Raw genomic sequence first — 19,250 nt, forward strand, 5'->3', positions numbered from 1 at the left:
GATGCCGCGCGCGTCGACGCGAACGCCGCTGCGGCCGCGGTCGCGGCGCCGGCGCGACCCGCCGCCGCCGTGCCCGACAACGGCAAAACCAACCTGTTCGACCTCGACCGCACCCAGCTCGAGGACTTTTTCGAGCAGAGCCTGGGCGAAAAGCGCTACCGCGCGCACCAGGTCATGAAGTGGATCCACCACCGCTACGTCACCGATTTCGACGGCATGACCGACCTGGGCAAGGCGCTGCGCGCCAAGCTCGAAGCCAACGCGCAGGTGCGCGCGCCGATGGTCGTGTTCGACAAGCCCTCCACCGACGGCACCCACAAGTGGCTGCTCGGCATGGACCCGAAGAACGCGATCGAGACGGTCTACATCCCCGACAAGGGCCGCGGCACCCTGTGCGTGTCCTCGCAGGTCGGCTGCGCGCTCAACTGCCAGTTCTGCTCGACCGCCACCCAAGGCTTCAACCGCAACCTGTCCACCGCCGAGATCATCGGCCAGGTGTGGGTCGCGGCGCGCCACCTCGGCAACGTCCCGCACCAGCAGCGCCGCCTCACCAACGTGGTGATGATGGGCATGGGCGAGCCGCTGGCGAACTTCGACAACGTGGTGCGCGCGATGAGCATCATGCGCGACGACCTCGGCTACGGCCTGGCCAACAAGCGGGTGACCCTGTCGACCGCCGGCATGGTGCCGATGATCGACAAGCTCGGCGAGGTCAGCGACGTGTCGCTGGCGGTGTCGCTGCACGCGCCCAACGACGAGCTGCGCAGCGAGCTGGTGCCGCTCAACCGGAAATACCCGATCGCCGAGCTGATGGACGCCTGCGTGCGCTACGCGCTGCGCAAGCGCGGCACCTCGGTGACCTTCGAATACACCCTGATGAAGGGCGTCAACGACCAGCCCGCGCAGGCGCGGCAACTGGTGCGCCTGTTGCGCCAGTTCGACAACGCGGTGCAGATGAAGGACGCGGCCAAGGTCAACCTGATCCCGTTCAACCCGTTCCCCGGCACCCGTTTCGAGCGCCCCGACGACGCGGCCATCCGCGCCTTCCAGAAGCTGCTCAACGAGGCCGGCATGATCGCGCCGGTGCGGCGCACCCGCGGCGACGACATCGACGCCGCCTGCGGCCAGCTCAAGGGCCAGGTGATGGACCGCACCCGGCGCCAGGCCGAGTTCCGCAAGCGCCTGCAGGCGCAGGGCCTGGACGAGGGCGCCGGCCGCGGCCGCGGCGGGGAGCTCGGCGATGCCGCTTGACCGGCCGGCGGGTTCGGCCCGCGGCCGCCTGCTGGGCGGCCTGATCCTGTCCGCGCTGGTGCTGGCCGGCACCGCCGCCTGCAACCGGCTGTCCTTCATCAAGCCGAACATGCAGCGCAAGGGCTTCGAGCAGACCGGCCCGAGCTACGATTTCAAGAGCGACCGGCACGCGCCGAGCGGCGCGGCCGCGGCCAGCAGCCGGGTCCTGTCGGCGCAGCGCTACCTGCAGGCCGGCGACGACGCCAAGGCGCGCGACGAGCTGCGCCAGGCGCTGAAGTTCGATTCCAAGTCGGTCGAGGCCTACAGCCTGATGGCGCTGATGGCCGAGCGCGACGGCAAGAACGCCGAAGCCGGCGGCTACTACCGCAAGGCCGCCACGCTGGCGCCCGAACGCGGCGCGGTGCTCAACAACTACGCGGTCTGGCTGTGCGCCAACCAGCAGCCGGGCGAGGCCCTTGGCTATTTCGATCGCGCCCGGGTCGACCCGACCTACACCGATCTGGCCGTGCTGCTCGCCAACAGCGGCGCCTGCGCCGATCGCGCCGGGCAGGGCGAACGCGCCGAGCGCGACCTGCGCCAGGCGCTCGCGCTGGAGCCGGCCAACGCCACCGCGCTGAGCGCGATGGCCAAGCGCCAGCTGCGCCTGGGCAAGGCTTTCGAGGCGCGCGCCTTTTCTGAACGCCGTCTGGCCGTGGAGCCTATTTCAGCTGAAGCGCTGATGACTGCGTCACAAATCGAAGAAAAACTCGGCGACAGGGCTGCCGCCGCGAGATACGTTCAGCGAATGAGGGCGGAGTTCCCTGACGCGCAGGGCTCCGAATCGGGGGATGGCGGTAAGTGATGATGCAGTCGAACGAATTCGCGCCTGACGTCGGCGGAAGCTGCGGCGCGCGTCTGAAACAGGCCCGCGAGGCGGCGGGGCTGTCGATCGAGGACGTGGCCGCGAAGCTCAAGATGCCGGCGCGCGCGATCCAATCGCTGGAACAGGACGATTTCGCCCGCATCGGCGCGCCGGTGTTCGTGCGCGGGCAACTGCGCAGCTACGCCCGCCTGCTCGGCGTCGACCTGGAAGATCAGCTGGTCGGCAGCCCGATCGCCTCGACCGCGCCGTCGGAGCTGGTCAGCCATACCCATACCCCGCGCTACCGCCGGGTGTTCGAACAGACCACCCGCCGCGCCGTCTATATCGTCATGACCGCGGCGATCGCGGTGCCGATCTGGATCGCCACCCGTCACCCCGCCGGCAATTCGGCGGTGCAGTCGCTGGACATGGCCGCGCTGCCGGCCGGCGACGCGGCCCAGGCCGCGCGTCCGGCGGCGGAGCCGCCGCAGCGCACCCCGGTCATCGCCTCCATCGGTCCCAGCCTGCCGCCGGCCGCCGCGCCGGCGCCCGGGGCGAAGTCGCTGACCCTGAAGTTCAGCGGCGACAGCTGGGTGCAGATCGTCGGCAACGACGGCCGCAAGCTCGAGGAAGGCATCCTCGGCGCCGGCCAGGAACGCAGCTACGCGCCCGGCGAAGTCGCCAACGTCCGCCTTGGCAACACCGCCGCGGTGGAAGTCCTCAACGCCGGCCAGGCGGTCGATCTGACGCCGTTCAGCCGCGCGAACGTCGCGCGCTTTACGCTATCCTCTGACGGTTCCCTCGCGCCGGTCTCGGACTGACCCGCGCCGCGGGTCCGCGAACGTTCCGTACCGGTCGCCGCGCGACCGGTTTCCCGGCCTGTTTCCTTCACGGCCCGTTCGGCCCGGCTGCCGCGCTGCGCGCGGCGTCGGCCCGTCCAGGCAGCACAACCACGGCGCATCATGGCGATAGACGACCTGCTCGACGAACACGAACAAAGCGAACGCGTGCTGTCCTGGCTGCGCGCCAACGGCGCCGGCCTGATCGGCGGCATCGCCCTCGGCCTGGCCGCGATCGGCGGTTGGAAGTGGTGGGGCAATCGCCAACTCGAGCAGAGCGTGCAGGCCGCCGGCCAGTACCAGGCCGCGGTCGACGCGATCGACGCCAAGGACAAGGCCGCCGCGGCCAAGGTCCAGGCGCTGCCGGACAGCATGTACCGCACCCTGGCCGCGCTCGACCTGGCCAAGATGCAGGTCCAGGGCGACCAGCGCGACGCCGCCATCGCCACCTTGCGCGGGATCAAGACCGACGACGCGGCCATCGCCGAGATCGTCTCCCAGCGCCTGGCGCGCCTGCTGATCGACGCCAAGCAGCCGGCCGAAGCGCTCAAGGTGCTGGCCCAGTCGACCCAGCCGCTGGCGCTGGAAGTGCGCGGCGACGCGCAGTTCGCGCTCGGCAAGCAGGATCTGGCGCGCAAGGATTACACCGACGCGCTGGCCAAGCTCGACGAAGCCTCGCCGCGCCGCCGCCTGCTCGAACTCAAGCTCACCGAAGCCGGCGGCACGCCGGCCAAGCCCGAGGCCAAGTCTTAATGATCCAAGCCCAGAAAAGCTCGTCCGGCGGCGCCTTCGTGCGCGTCGCCGCCGCCGCCGCGTTGTGCGCGTTCGCCCTGAGCGGATGCTCGACGGTCAAGGGCTGGTTCGGCGGCGGCAAGAAGAAGGACGACGCCAAGCCCAACGAGCCGACCGAGCTCGTCGATTTCGCCCCGAGCGTCAAGGTCGACAAGATCTGGTCGGTCAACGCCGGCAAGGGCGAGGACCGCATCGGCGTGCGCCAGGGCCCGACGGTCGCCGACGGCCGCGTCTATGCGGCGGCGATCCGCGGCGGCGTGCATGCCTACGACCTGCAGACCGGCAAGGAAGTCTGGCACTTCGTGCCGACCCGCAAGGATAAGAAGGACCGCGAGAAGAAGGACAAGGAGATCCGCCTGTCCGGCGGTCCCGGCGCCGGCGACGGCCTGGTCGTGGTCGGCGGCCTGGAGGGCGAGGTGATCGCGCTCGACGCCGCCACCGGCGAGCAGAAGTGGACCGCCAAGGTGCCCAACGAAGTCATCTCCGCGCCGAGCATCGGCCTGGGCATGGTGTTCGTGCGTTCCAACGACGGCCGGGTGACCGCGTTCGACGCCGCCAGCGGCGAGCGCCGCTGGTTCTGGACCCGCGACGTGCCGATCCTGTCCGTGCGCGGCAACAGCTCGCCGACGCTCGGCCCGGGCTACGTGTTCGTCGGCAACGACGACGGCACGGTGCAGGCGCTGGCCGCCGGCGACGGCCGCCCGACCTGGGACCTGCCGGTCGCGCAGCCCGAAGGCCGCAGCGAGCTCGACCGCATGGCCGACATCGACGGCGCCCCGGTGCTGGAAGGCTCGGTGCTGTACGCGAGCAGCTTCAAGAAGCAGACCGTGGCGATCGACGCGCCGACCGGCCGGCCGATGTGGGCCAGCGAACATGGCGGCGTCGGCCGCATGGGCGTGGCCAGCGACAAGCTGATCGTCGCCGATCCGGCCGGGGTCGTGTACGGCCTGGACAAGAACAGCGGCAGCGCGCTGTGGTCGCAGCCGTCGCTGGGCCGTCGCGACCTCAGCGGCGCGGCGGTGCAGGGCGACTACGCCGTGGTCGGCGACTTCGACGGCTACGTGCACTGGATGAAGCTGTCCACCGGCGAGTTCGCCGCGCGCGCGCGCGCCGGCCGCAAGCCGCTGAAGGCGGCGCCGGTGGTGGCCGACGGCATCTTGATCGTGCAGAACGTCAAGGGCGGGCTGACCGCGTTCAAGTTGCAATAAGGCCGGGAGCCGGGAATCGGCACCGGGCGATCGTGCGGCGCGGCGGCTTCGAGCCGCGCCGGCCCGTCTAGCCCGAGTCCGGTTTTCAGGTTCCAAGCGCAAGGCGGCCCGGGCGGCGTGTAGCCGTTCCGGGCCGTTCGTTTTCTCGGCCGGGCCTGCTTTCGCCCGGTCCGCCCAGCCGGTGCGAAGGCGTCTTCGCGCCCGCTCTGGCACTATGTCGGCGCTTTCCGGCCGCCTTCGCGGCGCCGTGGCGCGATTTCCAATTCCTATTCTCCCATTCGGTTTCAACACCATGCTCCCGCTAGTCGCCCTCGTTGGCCGCCCCAACGTCGGAAAATCCACCCTGTTCAACGCGCTCACGCGCAGCCGCGACGCGCTCGTCCACGACGAGCCGGGCGTCACCCGCGACCGCCATTACGGCGTGTGCCGGCCCGAGGGCCAGCGCGCGTTCGCGGTGGTCGACACCGGCGGCATCGCCGGCGAGGAGCAGGGGCTGGCCGGCGCCACCGCGCGCCAGGCGCGCGCGGCGGCCGAGGAGGCCGACCTGGTGCTGTTCGTGGTCGACGGCCGCGAAGGCGCCTCGGCGCTGGACGACGAGATCCTCGGCTGGCTGCGCAAGACCGCGCGGCCGACCCTGCTGGTGGTCAACAAGACCGACGGCCTCGACGCGGCCGCGGCGATCAACGACTTCGCCCGCTACGGCATCCGCGACGCCATCGCGATTTCGTCCGCGCACCGCCAGGGCCTGGACGAACTGCTGGCCGAAGTGCTGTCGCGCGTGCCCGAAGAGGGTGCGACCGCCGAGCTGGACAACGACCCCAACCGCATCCGCGTGGCCTTCATCGGCCGCCCCAACGTCGGCAAGTCGACCCTGGTCAACCGCCTGCTCGGCGAGGAGCGCATGATCGCCTCCGAGGTGCCGGGCACCACCCGCGACTCGGTCGCGGTCGACATGGAGCGCGACGGCCGCCTGTACCGGCTGGTCGACACCGCCGGCGTGCGGCGCAAGTCCAAGGTCGAGGAAGCGGTCGAGAAGTTCTCGATCATCAAGACCCTGCAGGCGATCGAGCAGTGTCAGGTCGCGGTGGTCATGCTCGACTGCACCGAAGGCGTGACCGACCAGGACGCCAGCGTGCTCGGCTACGCGCTCGACGCCGGCCGCGCGCTGGTGGTCGCGGTCAACAAGTGGGACGGGCAGACCGAATACCAGCGCCAGCAGACCGAGAACCTGCTCAAGCGCAAGCTCGCCTTCGTCGAATGGGCCGAGCCGGTGCGCATCAGCGCCAAGCACGGTTCGGGCCTGAAGGAGCTGTTCGCGGCGATCCATCGCGCGCACGCCTCGGCGACCACCGAGATCGGCACCAGCGAGGTCACCAAGGCGATGGAGATCGCCTACGAGACCAACCCGCCGCCGGTGGTGCGCGGACACGTGGCCAAGCTGCGCTTCGCCCATCCGGCCGGGACCAACCCGCCGACCTTCGTCGTCCACGGCACCCGCCTGCGCACGCTCAGCGACAGCTACAAGCGCTATCTGGAGAACTTCTTCCGCAAGCGCTTCAAGCTGGTCGGCACGCCGGTGCGGTTCGTGTTCAAGGAAGGCAGCAACCCGTACGAAGGCAAGAAGAACGTGCTGACCGAGCGGCAGGTGGCGAAGAAGAAGCGGCTGATCCGGCACGTCAAGCGCGGCAAGTGAGGCCGGGCGGGGCGCTGGTTGCGCCCGTGGCGGTCTGAGCGGGACTGCGGATGTCTAAGCCGAAGCGAAGGTCAAAATGGGTTCCGGCTTTCGCCGGAATGACGGGCTGGGGGGCGGCGTCGGCGCTTCCGATACTGTTATTGCGGTAGATGGCGAAGAAGAAGCGGTTGGTCTGGCACGTCAAGCGCGGCAAGTGAGGTCGGCGGGACGTTGGTTGCGCCCGGGGTGGTCCGAGCTGGCCTATCGATGTCTAAGCCGAAGCGAAGGTCAAAATGGGTTCCGGCTTTCGCCGGAATGACGGACTGGGAGGCGCGTCGCCGCTCCCTACACCGTCATTCCGGCGAAAGCCGGAACCCATTTTGATCTTGCCTCTGGCGCTCCTGCCGCAACCCGCTCCCCCATCGACAGCGCGAGCGTCAGCGAACGCGCACAATGCGGTTTTGCAGCCCGCCACGCCGCGCATGCCCATCGCTCCCGCCGACCTCACCCTGGGCTTGCTCGCCGGCGGCCGCGCCACCCGGCTGGGCGGGCGCGACAAGGCCTGGCTGCGGCGCGACGGCGAGTTCCAGGTGCTGCGCCTGGCGCGCGCGTTCGCGCCGCAGGTCGCGCGGGTGCTGGTCAGCGCCAACCGCGATCTGCCGCGTTACGCCGCGCACGGCCTGCGCGCCGTCGCCGACCGCGCGCCCGACCTCGGGCCGCTCGGCGGCCTCGACGCGCTCGCCGCGGCCGCGGACACGCCCTGGCTGCTGAGCGTTCCGGTCGATGCCTTGCGCGCCGAGGCTTGGTTGCTGGACGCGCTGGAGGCCGCGCAAGCCGGGCAGGGCGCCTTCGCCGTCGACGACGACGGCGTACAGCCCTTGTTCGCGCTGTGGCCGTTGGCGCCGCTGCGCGCGGCGCTGGCGCCGGCCCTGGCGCAGCGGCGGCTGGCGGTGCGCGAGTTGCAGGCCGCGCTCGGCATGGCGGCGTTGCGCCTGCCCGGACTACGCTTGGGCAACCTCAACACGCCGGCGGATCTGGCCGCGGCCGGCGTCGCCGACGATCCGCCGGAGTGAGCGTGCAGCAGCGGCCGGGTCTTCCCGCCGATCGCGCAAGGTCGATGTCGCAAGCCGATCGCGCAAGTCGATTGCACAAGCCGATTCCGAAAGCCGATCCCGCAGATTGATCCCGCTAGCCCGCCTCTGCAAACCCGCTTCGCAAGTTCGACCCGACCAGCCCGTCACCGCGAACCCGATCCCCCAGCAAGAGCCCGCCATGACCGATTTCCCCACCGGCCTGTTATTCGACGACGCGATGCGCGTGACGGCCGAGGTCGCCGCCGCGCATCGCCTGGAAGCCGAACACCCGGCGCTGCCGCGCTGCCACGGCCGCGTGCTCGCCGGCGACGTGGTCGCGCCGCTGGCGCTGCCGCCGTTCGACAACAGCGCGATGGACGGCTTCGCCTTGCGCCACGCAGACCTCGCCGACGACGAAACCGAAACCGAACTGCGCCTGGTCGGCGAACAGTTCGCCGGCCTCGCCCTGGGCCTGGAGCTCGGCGCGGGCGAATGCGCGCGCATCACCACCGGCGCGCCGCTGCCGGCCGGCGCCGACACCGTCGCGATCAAGGAGAACGTGCGCGTCGACGGCGCGCGCGTGTTCGTGCCGCCGTCCCGGCGCGGCCAGCACGTGCGTTACGCCGGCGAAGACGTCGGCGAGGGCGAGACCGTGCTGCGCGCAGGCCAGGTATTGACGCCGGCGCGGGTGTCGCTGGCGGCCTCGCTGGGCCTGTCGTCGCTGCCGGTGCGGCGCAAGCCGACGGTGGCGGTATTCACCAGCGGCGACGAACTGGTCGAGCCGGGCATGCCGCTGCGGCCGGGACAGATCTACGACAGCAACCGCGACCTGCTGATGGGCCTGCTGCGCGCCGACGGCCTGGAGCCGACCGCATGGCCGCGCCTGCCGGACGATCCCAGGCAGGTCGAGATCGCCCTGCGCGACGCCGCCTGCGCGTTCGATCTGGTGTTCACCTGCGGCGCGGTGTCGGCCGGCGAGAAGGACCATATCCCGGCGGTGCTGGCGCAGTTCGGGCAGATCCATTTTTGGAAAGTGAAGATGCGCCCCGGCATGCCGCTGCTGCTGGCGAGCATGGACCAGGCGCGGTTCCTCGGCCTGCCGGGCAACCCGGTGTCGGTGCTGGCGACGTACCTGAGTTTCGGCCGCGCGTTGATCGACGGCTTGCAGGGTCGCGCCGATCCCCGGCCGAAGCTGCGGGCGCGCTTGGTCGGCGGGATCGAGAAGAACCATCCGCGCCGCGAGTTCGTGCGCGCGCGGCTGCGCAGCGACGAGGGCGGGGTGTTGTGGGTGGATCCGAATCCGGCCACTGGTTCGCATCGATTGCGCGCGGCGGCGGATTCGGATGCGCTGATGGTGGTGACGGAGGGGGCGCAAAGCTTGGGCGAGGGGGCGGTGGTGGAGGTGTGGCCTTACGCTTTGGGGTAGGCCCCTCACCCCAACCCCTCTCCCGCGAGCGGGAGAGGGGCTTGCAACGCCGCTTTCGGGATCGAGCCACCAAGACAGAGCGAATTCGAGCCCCACTCCCGCCTACGGGAGAGGGGCTTGCAACGCCGCTTTCGGGATCGAGCCATTAACACAGAGCGAATTCGAGCCCCTCTCCCGCCTGCGGGAGAGGGGTTGGGGTGAGGGCCACCCGCCAACTCACGCAACGCTCCATCCCCGCCGTCGCCCGCCGCCGCTCCCGCGAAAGCGGATAATCCCCGCATGAGCATCGAACGGATTTCCCCCGCGCAGGCGCGCGCCCGCCAGCAGGCCGGCGCGGTCCTGATCGACGTGCGCGAGGCGCACGAGCGCGCCGGCGGCCAGGCCGAGCACGCGCTCGGCGTGGCCAAGGACGCGCTCGAAGCCGATCCCGCCGCCACCGTCGCCGACCGCGACGCCGCCATCGTGCTGATCTGCCAGACCGGCGCGCGCTCGCTGCGCGCCGCGCAGGCGCTGCTCGACGCCGGCTACGCGCGCGTGGCCTCGGTCGACGGCGGCACCGCGCGCTGGATCGCCGACGGCCTGCCGCTGGCGCCCTCGCACCGGTCCGCCGACGAGATCGATTTCTACGACCGCTACTCGCGCCACCTGCGCCTGCCCGAAGTCGGCGAAGCCGGCCAGCGCAAGCTGCAGGCCGCGCGCGTGGCGATGGTCGGCGCCGGCGGGCTGGGCTCGCCGGCCGCGTTCTATCTGGCCGCGGCCGGCGTCGGCACCTTGGTGCTGGCCGACGACGACGTGGTCGACCGCAGCAACCTGCAGCGGCAGATCCTGCACACCGAGGACCGCATCGGCCTGCCCAAGGTCGAGTCGGCGAAGATCGCGCTGCAGGCGCTGAACCCGCGCCTGCGCGTGGAGACCTTCGCCGAGCGCATTACCTCCGACAACGTCGAAGCGCTGATCGGCGCCGCCGACGTCGTCTTCGACGGCGCCGACAACTTCCCGGTGCGCTATCTGCTCAACGACGCCTGCGTGAAGCTGGCCAAGCCGCTGGTGTACGGGGCGATCCACCGTTTCGAAGGGCAGGTGAGCCTGTTCGACGCCGGCCGCCACCGCGGCCAATGCCCGTGCTACCGCTGCCTGTTCCCGGAACCGCCGCCGCCGGAAGCGGCGCCCAACTGCGCCGAAGCCGGCGTGCTCGGCGTGCTGCCGGGCGTGATCGGCCTGGTGCAGGCGACCGAGGTGGTCAAGCTGATCCTCGGCCTGGGCGAGTCGCTGGCCGGGCGCCTGCTGCATTTCGACGCGCTCGGCATGCGCTTTCGCGAGACCCGGCTGCGGCCGGACCCGGAGTGCCCGGTGTGCGCGGCCGGCCGCGCGTTTCCGGGCTATATCGACTATCAAGCGTTCTGCGCCGCGCCGTGAGCGGCGCGCGCATTCGCAAGGCGGATCGGATGACACTGCATCGCGGCTCGATCCCGGCGCTGGCCTTCGCCGCCGGCCTGTTCGCGTCGGCGGCGACGGCCTCGCCGCCGTCCGGTCCGTCGCCGGGCTTCGGCCGGGTCGCCGAACTCAGCGCGCAGCGGCTGCTGCTGGCCGACCGGGTCGCCGCGAGCAAGCGCGCCACCGGCAAGCCGGTCGAGGACGCGCAGCGCGAGCGCGAGCAACTGGCCAAGGTGCGCGAACAGGCCGCGGCGCGTTCGCTGGCGCCGGAGCGCGCGGCGACGTTCTTCCAGGCGCAGATGGAAGCCAACAAGCTGGTGCAGTACCGCTTGCTGGCGCAGCCGGCGCGCGCGGCCAAGCCGGTCGATCTGGCGCCGGTGCGGGAACGGTTGGATGCGATCAACGCCGAACTGCTGGACGCCTTGCCCGGCGCCCTGACCGAAGCGCGCGGCGAACACTGCGAACAGCGCGCGTTCGACGCGCAAAAACGCGCTGCCAGGCAGTACAGGCTCGACGAACTGCACCGCACCGCGCTGGCGCGGGCTTTCGGCGATCTGTGCCGCATCCCTTGAGCAGAGCCGGCGCATAGCGAAAAGGAGTCGGGAGACAGCGAAAACCGCTTTGGCTATCCGCGAACTCCTCTTCGCCATCTCCCGTTTCTCAGTCCGCCGCGATCGCCTCGATCTCGACCATCCAGCCTTCCTCGTACAAGTCGGCGATGATCACCGTCAGCGCCGGCGTGCATTCGCCGAGCACTTCGCGGCGGATCTCGTAATTGCGCTGGCGCAGGCGCCGCTCGCTGAGGAAGGTGGTGACCTTGACCAGGTTGCTGAAATCCATCCCGGCCTGCTTGAGCTGCTGCTCGACGTTGGCCCAGGCGCGCCGGCACTGGCCTTCGAAATCCTTGGGCAGGATGCACTGCTCGCACTGCGGCAACTGGCCGCTGATGAACAACAAACGCTTGAAGCCGCTGATCTCGTGCGCCTGCGCGTACGACACGTCGTTGGGTTGGATCGCCCTGCGTTGCATCTGCATTTGCATCTTGCGTCCTCCAAGTGAGGCGCGAGCGGCTGCGGGCGCACATCGCGGGCCAGACCTCGCCCGCGCCCGTCGGATCCCGCGCTAGTCGATGAACTCCCTCAAGGCCTGGCCGTACTGCGGATAGCTACCGATGTTGTGGTGGTCCGCGCCCTTGAGCTGGACCACTTCCACGCCTTGCGGGCGGGTTTGCAGCGAATGCACCAAGCGGCTGGTGTTGGCCGGCGGGATCACGTCGTCGTCGCTGGCGCGCACCACCAGGATCGGGCCGAAATAACTGCGCAGGTTGCCGATGGAGTCGTAGCGGTCGCGCACCAGCCAGCGCGTAGGCAGCCAGCGGTAGTGCGCCTGCGCGGTGTCGCTGAGGCTGTCGAAGGGCGTCACCAGCGCCAGCCGTTCGACCGGGCGCTTGCCGGCGACGTAGCTGGCCACGCCGCTGCCGAGGCTGCGGCCGATCACCGAGATCGGCTGATGCGGATGCTCGCGCGCGACCTGGTCGAAGATCGCCAGCGCGTCGGCGAACAGCTCCGGCTCGGCCGGCGCGCCGTCGCTGGCGCCGAAGCCGCGATACGACAGCAGGTAGATGGTGCGGTCGGGGAACCACTGCGCCAGCGTCTCGCGCATGTTCTCCACGCGTTCCGCGTTGCCGCCGAAATAGATCAGCGCCTTCTCGCGCCCGGCGTTGAGGCGCCAGCCGCGCAGCACCGCGTCGCCGCGCTCGACCGTGTAGTCGGTCATGTCGGCGCCCAGGCGGGTGTTCTGCGGGAAGTACATCAGTTCGCGTTGCTTGAAGTACATCCAGCCGCAGATGCTGAGGTAACCGGCGGCGGCGACGCCGGCGACTGCGGCCAGGGACTGGAACATGCGAGGGTTGCGTGCCATCGATTGCGCGGGCCTTGGTGTGCGGGGCGGGGGAGGCGCCGGCCGGGCCGCGAACGGCCGCGGGGCGCGAAGTGCGTGCTGCGACGATACCCCGCGCGCGCGCGCGCCGCCAGCGTCGCGCGGCGGACGCTTTCGCGCTCACGCGCCTTGCACGGAAGATCGCTAGGCTGGCGCAGGCGGGCTCGTCGCGTTCCAGTGCCGAACCTTCCTGCATGACAACCCCGGTCCGCCGCGCCCCCGCGCGCGGGCCGCGACGGTCCGGAGAACGCTCGCATGCCCCGCAGTCCGCTATCGGTTTTGCTGATCCTGGCCGCAGTGTCGGCGCTGTTCGCGCCATGGAGCGCGGCACGCGCCGCCGACGCCTGCCCGTCGCTGCGCGAACAGGGCGGCGCGCCCCAGGCCGCGATCCGCATCGCCGCGGCCGCGTGCAGCGAAAACCTGCTGTGGTACCGGCCCTTCATCGACCTGCAGGGACGCTTGGCCAGCGCCTCGGTCAGCGAATCCGAATCCGCGCGCCTGGCCGACGGCGCCACCGAAACCTGGCGCCGCACCGCGAGTTATTGGCGCGAGACCGGCCTGCTGCAGCGCATGAGCGGCTTCGCCGGCGCCGACCAGTGCTTCGAACCCTACGGCAGCGCGTACACCGCCCAGGCCTGCCGCGCGTTCCTGGTCGACAATCCCTGGTCGGCCGCGTTCGTGTCCTACGTGATGATGAAGGCCGCGATCCCGGGCTTCCGTCCCTCGGCCAGCCATTACGACTATGTGCGCGAGGCCTACCGCAATCCGGACCAAAGCCCGTTCCTGTACCTGGACCCGGCCAGCGCCGCGCCGGCGCCGGGCGACCTGCTGTGCGCGGTGCGTTCGAGCACGCGCGTGTACGGCTACCAGGGGCTGATGGCCGCGCTCGATAGCGGCAACGGTTCGCTGGCGATGCATTGCGACGTGGTCGTCGCGGTCAATCCGAACAACGACGGCAAGGCCTATCTGATCGGCGGCAACGTCCAGCAGGGCGCGACGATGCGGATGATGGCGGTCAACCGCAACGGCCAGTTCTGGCCGCTGCCGCTGCGCAGCGAGACCCAGGTGGAGTGCTCGCCCGACACCGCCGCGGCCTGCGACATGAACAAGCTCGACTGGGCGGCGCTGCTCAAGCTCAAGCCCGACGCCAGCCTGGCGACGCTGGCGCCGCCGCTGCCGCTGTTCGCGCCGCAGCAGCCGGCGCCGCAGCAGCCGTCGGGGTGCTGCATCAACTGCGTGGTCGGTTCGGGGATTCCGCGTTGTCCGAATCCGAACGCGCCGGCGTTGCAGCCGCAAGGGCAGGCGCCGGTGCAGGATTGAACGGGAGCGGCGCCGCACCCCTGTAGGAGCGGCGCGAGCCGCGACTGCGCCGATCGTTCGCCGGCGAGCGCCGGAGGTCTTGCCGATGCCATCCCGTCCGTTTTCCCGCATGGCGCGGACGGGCGCTTCGTGCGGGCGCTGCCGTGCGATTTTCGCGGTCGCGGCTTGCGCCGCTCCTACAGGGGGGCTAGCGGCGCGGCGTTTCAGCTGTGGCGCTTCTGCGCGGCTTCGAACGCGGCCAGCTGTTCCGGCGTCGCGTCTTGCTGGTACTTGGCCTTCCATTCGCCGAACGGCATGCCGTAGATCGCTTCGCGCGCCTGGTCCTTGCTCAGCGCGATCCCGCGCTCGGCGGCGGCGTCGCGGTACCAGTCGGCCAGGCAGTTGCGGCAGAAGCCGGCCAGGATCATCAGGTCGATGTTCTGCACGTCGCGGCGCTCGTGCATCAGGTGGGCGAGCAGGCGGCGGAACGCGGCGGCCTGCAGGGCGTCGGTGGCGGCGTCCGGGGCGGATGCGGCGGCGGTGGGATCGGTCGGGCTCATGGTGGCGCTCGGGCGGTGGGGCGGGGACGCGCAACATCGGCGAAATGCGCGGCGCGGCGAAATTCGGCCGGCCGGATAAGCGATAATGCGCGGCCCGACTCTACCGCAGCCGAGCCCGCATGACGCCTCCCTCGCACCCGGCCCGCATCCTCGACGGCAAGCGCATCGCCGAGGAACTGCTCGACAACCTCAAGGCCCAGGTCGACCGCCGCGTCGCCGCCGGGCTGTCGCGGCCGGGGCTGGCGGTGGTGCTGATCGGCAACGATCCGGCGTCCTCGGTGTACGTGCGCAACAAGCGCCGCGCCGCGCAGAAGGTCGGCATCCGCGCGATCGACTACGACCTGCCGGCCGATCCCGGCGACGAGGCGCTGCTGGCGCTGATCGACCAGCTCAACGCCGATCCCGAGGTCCACGGCATCCTGGTCCAGCTGCCGCTGCCCGACCGCCGCGACGCCACCGCGCTGATCCACCGCATCGACCCGCGCAAGGACGTCGACGGCTTCCATCCGGAAAACGTCGGCCACCTGGTGCTGCGCCAGTTCGGCCTGCGCCCGTGCACGCCGCGCGGCATTACCACCCTGCTGGGCTACACCGACCGCCCGGTGCGCGGGCAGAGCGCGACCATCGTCGGCGTCAGCAACCACGTCGGCCGGCCGATGGCGCTGGAGCTGATGATCGCCGGCTGCACCGTCACCAGCTGCCACAAGTTCACCCCGCAGGCGGTGCTGGAGCAGTCGGTGCGCAACGCCGACATCCTGGTGGTCGCGGTCGGCCGGCCGGGGCTGATCCCGGGCGAATGGGTCAAGCCGGGCGCGGTGGTGATCGACGTGGGCATCAACCGCCTCGACGACGGCCGCCTGGTCGGCGACGTCGGTTTCGCCGCCGCCGCGCAACGCGCCAGCTGGATCACCCCGGTCCCGGGCGGGGTCGGGCCGATGACGGTGGCTACGCTGATGCAGAACACGCTGGAAGCGGCCGAGGCGGCGGACAAGGCGGCCGGGCGGGGGTGAGGCGGGCGGTGCGCCTGGACTCGAAGCCGATCCCGGGCTTTCGGGCAGCGGCCGGCTGAAGGCTCTGGGTCCCGCGTTCGCGGGGATGACGGCTGGAGGCAGACGCCGCGAAACCCACCCCATCGTCATTCCCGCGAACGCGGGAATCCAGGGCGTTTCGGGCGCAAGCGCTGGAAGTCGAGGCCTCTTTCGATCGGCCGCCGGCGCCGAATTCGCGCCGGAGGTCGCCAGCTTCCCGCCCGCACCCGGCGCGGCCCGCGAGCCCCGCCCGCCGAGCCTTAACGGCCCCCGCGCCACCCACCCGCGGAACGCCCCTTTCCGCCCGCGCGGCGAGCGGAGCGGGGCGTTTTCGGGTTAGAATGGCGCGCTTCATCCTCCCGGGCCCGCCTATGCTGCGCATCCAGGCTGAAGCGCTGACTTACGACGATGTCTCTCTCGTCCCCGCGCATTCGATCGTCCTGCCTAAGGACGTAAACCTCTCCACCCGCCTGACCCGCGATCTGTCGATCCGCCTGCCGATCCTGTCGGCGGCGATGGATACCGTCAGCGAGGCCCGCCTGGCCATCGCCCTGGCCCAGCTCGGCGGCATCAGCATCATCCACAAGAACATGAGCCTGCAGGCCCAGGCCGCGCAGGTCGCCCAGGTCAAGAAGTTCGAGGCCGGGGTGATCAAGGAGCCGTTCACCGTCGGCCCCGAGACCACCATCGGCGAAGTGCTCAAGCTGACCCGCGCGCGCAACATCTCCGGCGTGCCGGTGGTCGACGGCGGCCAGCTGGTCGGCATCGTCACCAGCCGCGACATGCGCTTCGAGAAGAAGCTCGACGATCCGGTCCGCCACATCATGACCAAGCGCGACCGCCTGGTCACCGTGCGCGAGGGCGCCGACGACGAGGAAGTGCTGCAGCTGCTGCACAAGCACCGCATCGAGAAGGTGCTGGTGGTCAACGACGGCTTCGAGCTGCGCGGCCTGATCACGGTCAAGGACATCCAGAAGAAGACCGACAACCCCAACGCCGCCAAGGACAGCGCCGAGCGCCTGCTGGTCGGCGCGGCGGTCGGCGCCGGCGGCGACACCGAAGCGCGCGTGGAAGCCCTCGCCGCGGCCGGCGTGGACGTGATCGTGGTCGACACCGCGCACGGCCATTCGCAGGGCGTGCTGGACCGGGTGAAGTGGGTCAAGACCCGCTTCCCGCAGTTGCAGGTGATCGGCGGCAACATCGTCACCGGCGACGCCGCGCTGGCGCTGATGGATCACGGCGCCGACGCGGTCAAGGTCGGCGTCGGCCCCGGCTCGATCTGCACCACCCGCGTCGTCGCCGGCGTCGGCGTGCCGCAGATCACCGCCGTGGCGATGGTCGCCGAGGCGCTGCAGGACCGCATCCCGCTGATCGCCGACGGCGGCATCCGCTACTCCGGCGACATCGGCAAGGCGCTGGTCGCCGGCGCCTCGTCGGTGATGGTCGGCGGCCTGTTCGCCGGCACCGAGGAAGCCCCGGGCGAAATCGAGCTGTTCCAGGGCCGCAGCTACAAGAGCTACCGCGGCATGGGCAGCCTGGGCGCGATGGAGCAGGGCTCCAAGGACCGCTATTTCCAGGACGCCTCCGACGCCGACAAGCTGGTGCCCGAAGGCATCGAAGGCCGTGTGCCGTATCGCGGCTCGCTCGGCGGCGTGGTCCACCAGCTCGCCGGCGGCCTGCGCGCCACGATGGGCTATGTGGGCTGCGCGACCATCGAGGATATGCGCAAGAAGCCGAGCTTCGTGCGCATCACCAACGCCGGGTCGCGCGAAAGCCACGTGCACGACGTGCAGATCACCAAGGAACCGCCGAACTACCGGGCGGGATGAAGCCCAGGAACGAACGAAGAGGAGCGAGGAACGAGTATCTCGCTCCTCTTCGGCTATTCCGGCCGCGCTTTTGACGTCTCTCGTTTCTCACTCTTCTTCACTCGTTGCTGGCTCATGACCGACATCCATAGCGACAAAATCCTGATCCTCGATTTCGGCGCCCAGTACACTCAGCTGATCGCCCGCCGCATCCGCGAGCTCGGCGTCTACTGCGAAATCTGGGCCTGGGACCACGATCCGGCCGAAATCGAAGCCTTCGGCGCCAAGGGCATCATCCTGTCCGGCGGCCCCGAATCGACCACGCTGCCGGGCGCGCCGCGCGCGCCGCAGCAGGTGTTCGACGCCGGCCTGCCGATCCTGGGCATCTGCTACGGCATGCAGACCATGGCCGCGCAGCTCGGCGGCGCCACCGAGGCGGCGGACCAGCGCGAATTCGGCCACGCCGAGGTGCAACTGGTCGCGCAGGACCGCTTGTTCGACGGGCTCAAGGACCATCCGGGCTCGCCACCGCGGCTGGACGTGTGGATGAGCCACGGCGACCACGTGTCGAAGGCGCCGGACGGCTTCGTCGTCACCGCCAAGACCGACCGCATCCCGGTCGCCGCGTTCGCCGACGATGCGCGCCGCTGGTACGGCGTGCAGTTCCACCCGGAAGTCACCCACACCAAGCAGGGCCAGACCCTGCTGCGCCGCTTCGTGGTCGACATCTGCGGCTGCCAGACGCTGTGGACCGCCGCGCACATCATCGACGACCAGATCGCGCGCGTGCGCGAGCTGGTCGGCAGCGACGAGGTCATCCTCGGCTTGTCCGGCGGCGTCGATTCCTCGGTGGTGGCCGCGCTGCTGCACAAGGCCATCGGCGACCAGCTGACCTGCGTGTTCGTCGACACCGGCCTGCTGCGCTACAACGAAGGCGACCAGGTGATGGCGATGTTCGCCGAGCACATGGGCGTCAAGGTCGTGCGCGTCAACGCCGCCGACCGCTATTTCGACAAGCTCGCCGGCGTCAGCGATCCGGAAGCCAAGCGCAAGATCATCGGCAACCTGTTCGTCGAGATCTTCGACGAGGAATCGCACAAGCTCGGCAACGCCAAGTGGCTGGCGCAGGGCACGATCTATCCGGACGTGATCGAGTCGGCCGGCAGCAAGACCGGCAAGGCCCACGTGATCAAGAGCCACCACAACGTCGGCGGCCTGCCGGAGAACATGAAGCTCGGCCTGGTCGAGCCGCTGCGCGAGCTGTTCAAGGACGAAGTGCGGCGCCTGGGCGTCGAACTCGGCCTGCCGCGCGAGATGGTCTACCGCCATCCGTTCCCGGGCCCGGGCCTGGGCGTGCGCATCCTCGGCGAGGTCAAGCGCGAATACGCCGACCTGCTGGCCCGCGCCGACCACATCTTCATCGACGAACTGCGCAAGGCCGGCCTGTACGACAAGACCAGCCAGGCCTTCGCGGTGTTCCTGCCGGTCAAGTCGGTCGGCGTGGTCGGCGACGCGCGCGCCTACGAATGGGTGATCGCGCTGCGCGCGGTGGAGACCATCGACTTCATGACCGCGCACTGGGCGCACCTGCCGTACGACTTCCTCGGCACGGTGTCGAACCGGATCATCAACGAGCTGTCGGGCGTGTCGCGGGTGGTGTACGACATCAGCGGCAAGCCGCCGGCGACGATCGAGTGGGAATGAGTCCGCAAGCGCGATAGCGCCCGGCCGGCAACGCACCAACAGGCCCGCTCTGCGGGCCTGTCCGTTTTCGCGCCCGGCGCCGACGGTGGACGCGCGCGCGGACCTGGCCTAGCCTTGGGCCGTCCTCGCTCACCGCACGCCATCGCCCATGTCCCTGGGAGAGCAACTCCGCCAAGCCCGGCAGAAGGCGCAGCTGTCGCTGCGCGACCTCAGCGCGCGCGCCGGGATCTCGATCGCCAAGCTGTCGAAGGTGGAGAACGGCCTGGCGACGCTGCGCCACCCCGAACTGCTGACCCTGGCCGAAGCTCTGGCCGTGCCGGCCACGGCGCTGCTGGCGCCGCCCGCGCCCGTGCCCGGCGCCGGCGCGCGGCGGGCGC

Annotated in this window: 18 protein-coding genes; 15 read left to right on the plus strand and 3 right to left on the minus strand. The window is 70.5% G+C overall.

Annotated elements, in window-relative coordinates:
• Positions 1–69 precede the first annotated feature (69 nt).
• From rlmN to aroQ, 10 genes are all read left to right on the plus strand, one after another.
• Complete coding sequence (rlmN, locus tag A7A76_RS07040; RefSeq protein ID WP_206410540.1) at positions 70–1,251, plus strand: 23S rRNA (adenine(2503)-C(2))-methyltransferase RlmN; 1,182 nt, start codon at positions 70–72, stop codon at positions 1,249–1,251.
• A complete protein-coding gene (locus A7A76_RS07045; protein ID WP_206410524.1) occupies positions 1,241–2,092 on the plus strand; it encodes a type IV pilus biogenesis/stability protein PilW in 852 nt (283 codons plus the stop codon). The genes rlmN and A7A76_RS07045 overlap by 11 nt, the downstream gene beginning before the upstream one ends.
• A complete protein-coding gene (locus tag A7A76_RS07050; RefSeq protein ID WP_428995099.1) occupies positions 2,089–2,913 on the plus strand; it encodes a helix-turn-helix domain-containing protein in 825 nt (274 codons plus the stop codon). The genes A7A76_RS07045 and A7A76_RS07050 overlap by 4 nt, the downstream gene beginning before the upstream one ends.
• A 141-nt stretch (positions 2,914–3,054) precedes the next feature.
• Positions 3,055–3,684, plus strand: coding sequence for a YfgM family protein (locus tag A7A76_RS07055; protein ID WP_206410526.1), 630 nt, complete (start codon positions 3,055–3,057; stop codon positions 3,682–3,684).
• Positions 3,684–4,931 carry an outer membrane protein assembly factor BamB gene (gene bamB / locus A7A76_RS07060; RefSeq protein ID WP_206410527.1) on the plus strand — a complete coding sequence of 416 codons (1,248 nt, stop codon included), beginning with the start codon at positions 3,684–3,686 and terminating at the stop codon, positions 4,929–4,931. The genes A7A76_RS07055 and bamB overlap by 1 nt, the downstream gene beginning before the upstream one ends.
• 292 nt (positions 4,932–5,223) lie before the next feature.
• Positions 5,224–6,624: a ribosome biogenesis GTPase Der gene (gene der / locus A7A76_RS07065; protein ID WP_206410528.1), complete on the plus strand. Its 1,401-nt coding sequence runs from the start codon at positions 5,224–5,226 to the stop codon at positions 6,622–6,624.
• Between the two features lie 461 nt (positions 6,625–7,085).
• Positions 7,086–7,676: a molybdenum cofactor guanylyltransferase gene (gene mobA, locus A7A76_RS07070; protein ID WP_206410529.1), complete on the plus strand. Its 591-nt coding sequence runs from the start codon at positions 7,086–7,088 to the stop codon at positions 7,674–7,676.
• 199 nt (positions 7,677–7,875) lie between these two features.
• Positions 7,876–9,102, plus strand: coding sequence for a molybdopterin molybdotransferase MoeA (locus A7A76_RS07075; RefSeq protein WP_206410530.1), 1,227 nt, complete (start codon positions 7,876–7,878; stop codon positions 9,100–9,102).
• A 279-nt stretch (positions 9,103–9,381) separates the two neighbouring features.
• Positions 9,382–10,518 (plus strand): molybdopterin-synthase adenylyltransferase MoeB, encoded by a 1,137-nt coding sequence (gene moeB / locus A7A76_RS07080; protein WP_206410531.1) that lies wholly within the window; start codon positions 9,382–9,384, stop codon positions 10,516–10,518.
• Positions 10,519–10,547: 29 nt separating this feature from the next.
• Complete coding sequence (aroQ, locus tag A7A76_RS07085; RefSeq protein WP_206410532.1) at positions 10,548–11,108, plus strand: gamma subclass chorismate mutase AroQ; 561 nt, start codon at positions 10,548–10,550, stop codon at positions 11,106–11,108.
• An 88-nt stretch (positions 11,109–11,196) separates the two neighbouring features.
• On the opposite strand, the gene A7A76_RS07090 is transcribed toward aroQ, so the two are convergent.
• Together A7A76_RS07090 and A7A76_RS07095 are read right to left on the minus strand one after the other, a co-directional pair.
• Positions 11,197–11,577 carry a RidA family protein gene (locus tag A7A76_RS07090; RefSeq protein ID WP_206410533.1) on the minus strand — a complete coding sequence of 127 codons (381 nt, stop codon included), beginning with the start codon at positions 11,575–11,577 and terminating at the stop codon, positions 11,197–11,199.
• An 81-nt stretch (positions 11,578–11,658) separates the two neighbouring features.
• The gene (locus A7A76_RS07095) at positions 11,659–12,438 is read right to left on the minus strand and encodes an alpha/beta hydrolase (protein ID WP_074869415.1); all 780 of its coding nucleotides are present in this window, start codon (positions 12,436–12,438) and stop codon (positions 11,659–11,661) included.
• 291 nt (positions 12,439–12,729) lie between these two features.
• On the opposite strand from A7A76_RS07095, the gene A7A76_RS07100 reads away from it, so the two are divergent.
• Complete coding sequence (locus A7A76_RS07100) at positions 12,730–13,794, plus strand: DUF2272 domain-containing protein (protein ID WP_206410534.1); 1,065 nt, start codon at positions 12,730–12,732, stop codon at positions 13,792–13,794.
• Between the two features lie 203 nt (positions 13,795–13,997).
• Here the strand turns inward: A7A76_RS07100 and A7A76_RS07105 are convergent, their stop codons facing one another.
• Positions 13,998–14,333 carry a DUF1244 domain-containing protein gene (locus A7A76_RS07105; RefSeq protein ID WP_206410535.1) on the minus strand — a complete coding sequence of 112 codons (336 nt, stop codon included), beginning with the start codon at positions 14,331–14,333 and terminating at the stop codon, positions 13,998–14,000.
• A 119-nt stretch (positions 14,334–14,452) separates the two neighbouring features.
• Between A7A76_RS07105 and folD the strand changes: the two genes are divergently transcribed.
• The 4 genes from folD to A7A76_RS07125 form a co-directional block, all read left to right on the plus strand.
• On the plus strand, positions 14,453–15,343 hold the full coding sequence (gene folD, locus A7A76_RS07110) for a bifunctional methylenetetrahydrofolate dehydrogenase/methenyltetrahydrofolate cyclohydrolase FolD (protein WP_206410536.1): 891 nt from the start codon (positions 14,453–14,455) through the stop codon (positions 15,341–15,343).
• 389 nt (positions 15,344–15,732) lie between these two features.
• Entirely contained in the window at positions 15,733–17,190 is a 1,458-nt protein-coding gene (gene guaB, locus A7A76_RS07115) for an IMP dehydrogenase (protein WP_206410537.1), read from the plus strand.
• A gap of 114 nt (positions 17,191–17,304) precedes the next feature.
• Entirely contained in the window at positions 17,305–18,873 is a 1,569-nt protein-coding gene (gene guaA, locus A7A76_RS07120; RefSeq protein ID WP_206410538.1) for a glutamine-hydrolyzing GMP synthase, read from the plus strand.
• 148 nt (positions 18,874–19,021) lie between these two features.
• On the plus strand, positions 19,022–19,250 hold a 229-nt coding region (locus A7A76_RS07125; protein ID WP_206410539.1), incomplete at its 3' end, for a helix-turn-helix domain-containing protein.

Source organism: Lysobacter enzymogenes (assembly GCF_017168095.1).
Classification (GTDB): Bacteria; Pseudomonadota; Gammaproteobacteria; order Xanthomonadales; family Xanthomonadaceae; genus Lysobacter; species Lysobacter enzymogenes_D.

Coding starts and splice junctions, on each gene's coding strand:
- A7A76_RS07045 (WP_206410524.1), top strand. CDS start 1,241: ATGCCGCTTGACCGGCCGGCGGGTTCGGCCCGCGGCCGCCTGCTGGGC.
- A7A76_RS07055 (WP_206410526.1), top strand. CDS start 3,055: ATGGCGATAGACGACCTGCTCGACGAACACGAACAAAGCGAACGCGTG.
- bamB (WP_206410527.1), top strand. CDS start 3,684: ATGATCCAAGCCCAGAAAAGCTCGTCCGGCGGCGCCTTCGTGCGCGTC.
- der (WP_206410528.1), top strand. CDS start 5,224: ATGCTCCCGCTAGTCGCCCTCGTTGGCCGCCCCAACGTCGGAAAATCC.
- mobA (WP_206410529.1), top strand. CDS start 7,086: ATGCCCATCGCTCCCGCCGACCTCACCCTGGGCTTGCTCGCCGGCGGC.
- A7A76_RS07075 (WP_206410530.1), top strand. CDS start 7,876: ATGACCGATTTCCCCACCGGCCTGTTATTCGACGACGCGATGCGCGTG.
- moeB (WP_206410531.1), top strand. CDS start 9,382: ATGAGCATCGAACGGATTTCCCCCGCGCAGGCGCGCGCCCGCCAGCAG.
- aroQ (WP_206410532.1), top strand. CDS start 10,548: ATGACACTGCATCGCGGCTCGATCCCGGCGCTGGCCTTCGCCGCCGGC.
- A7A76_RS07090 (WP_206410533.1), bottom strand. CDS start 11,577: ATGCAAATGCAGATGCAACGCAGGGCGATCCAACCCAACGACGTGTCG.
- A7A76_RS07095 (WP_074869415.1), bottom strand. CDS start 12,438: ATGTTCCAGTCCCTGGCCGCAGTCGCCGGCGTCGCCGCCGCCGGTTAC.
- A7A76_RS07100 (WP_206410534.1), top strand. CDS start 12,730: ATGCCCCGCAGTCCGCTATCGGTTTTGCTGATCCTGGCCGCAGTGTCG.
- A7A76_RS07105 (WP_206410535.1), bottom strand. CDS start 14,333: ATGAGCCCGACCGATCCCACCGCCGCCGCATCCGCCCCGGACGCCGCC.
- folD (WP_206410536.1), top strand. CDS start 14,453: ATGACGCCTCCCTCGCACCCGGCCCGCATCCTCGACGGCAAGCGCATC.
- guaB (WP_206410537.1), top strand. CDS start 15,733: ATGCTGCGCATCCAGGCTGAAGCGCTGACTTACGACGATGTCTCTCTC.
- guaA (WP_206410538.1), top strand. CDS start 17,305: ATGACCGACATCCATAGCGACAAAATCCTGATCCTCGATTTCGGCGCC.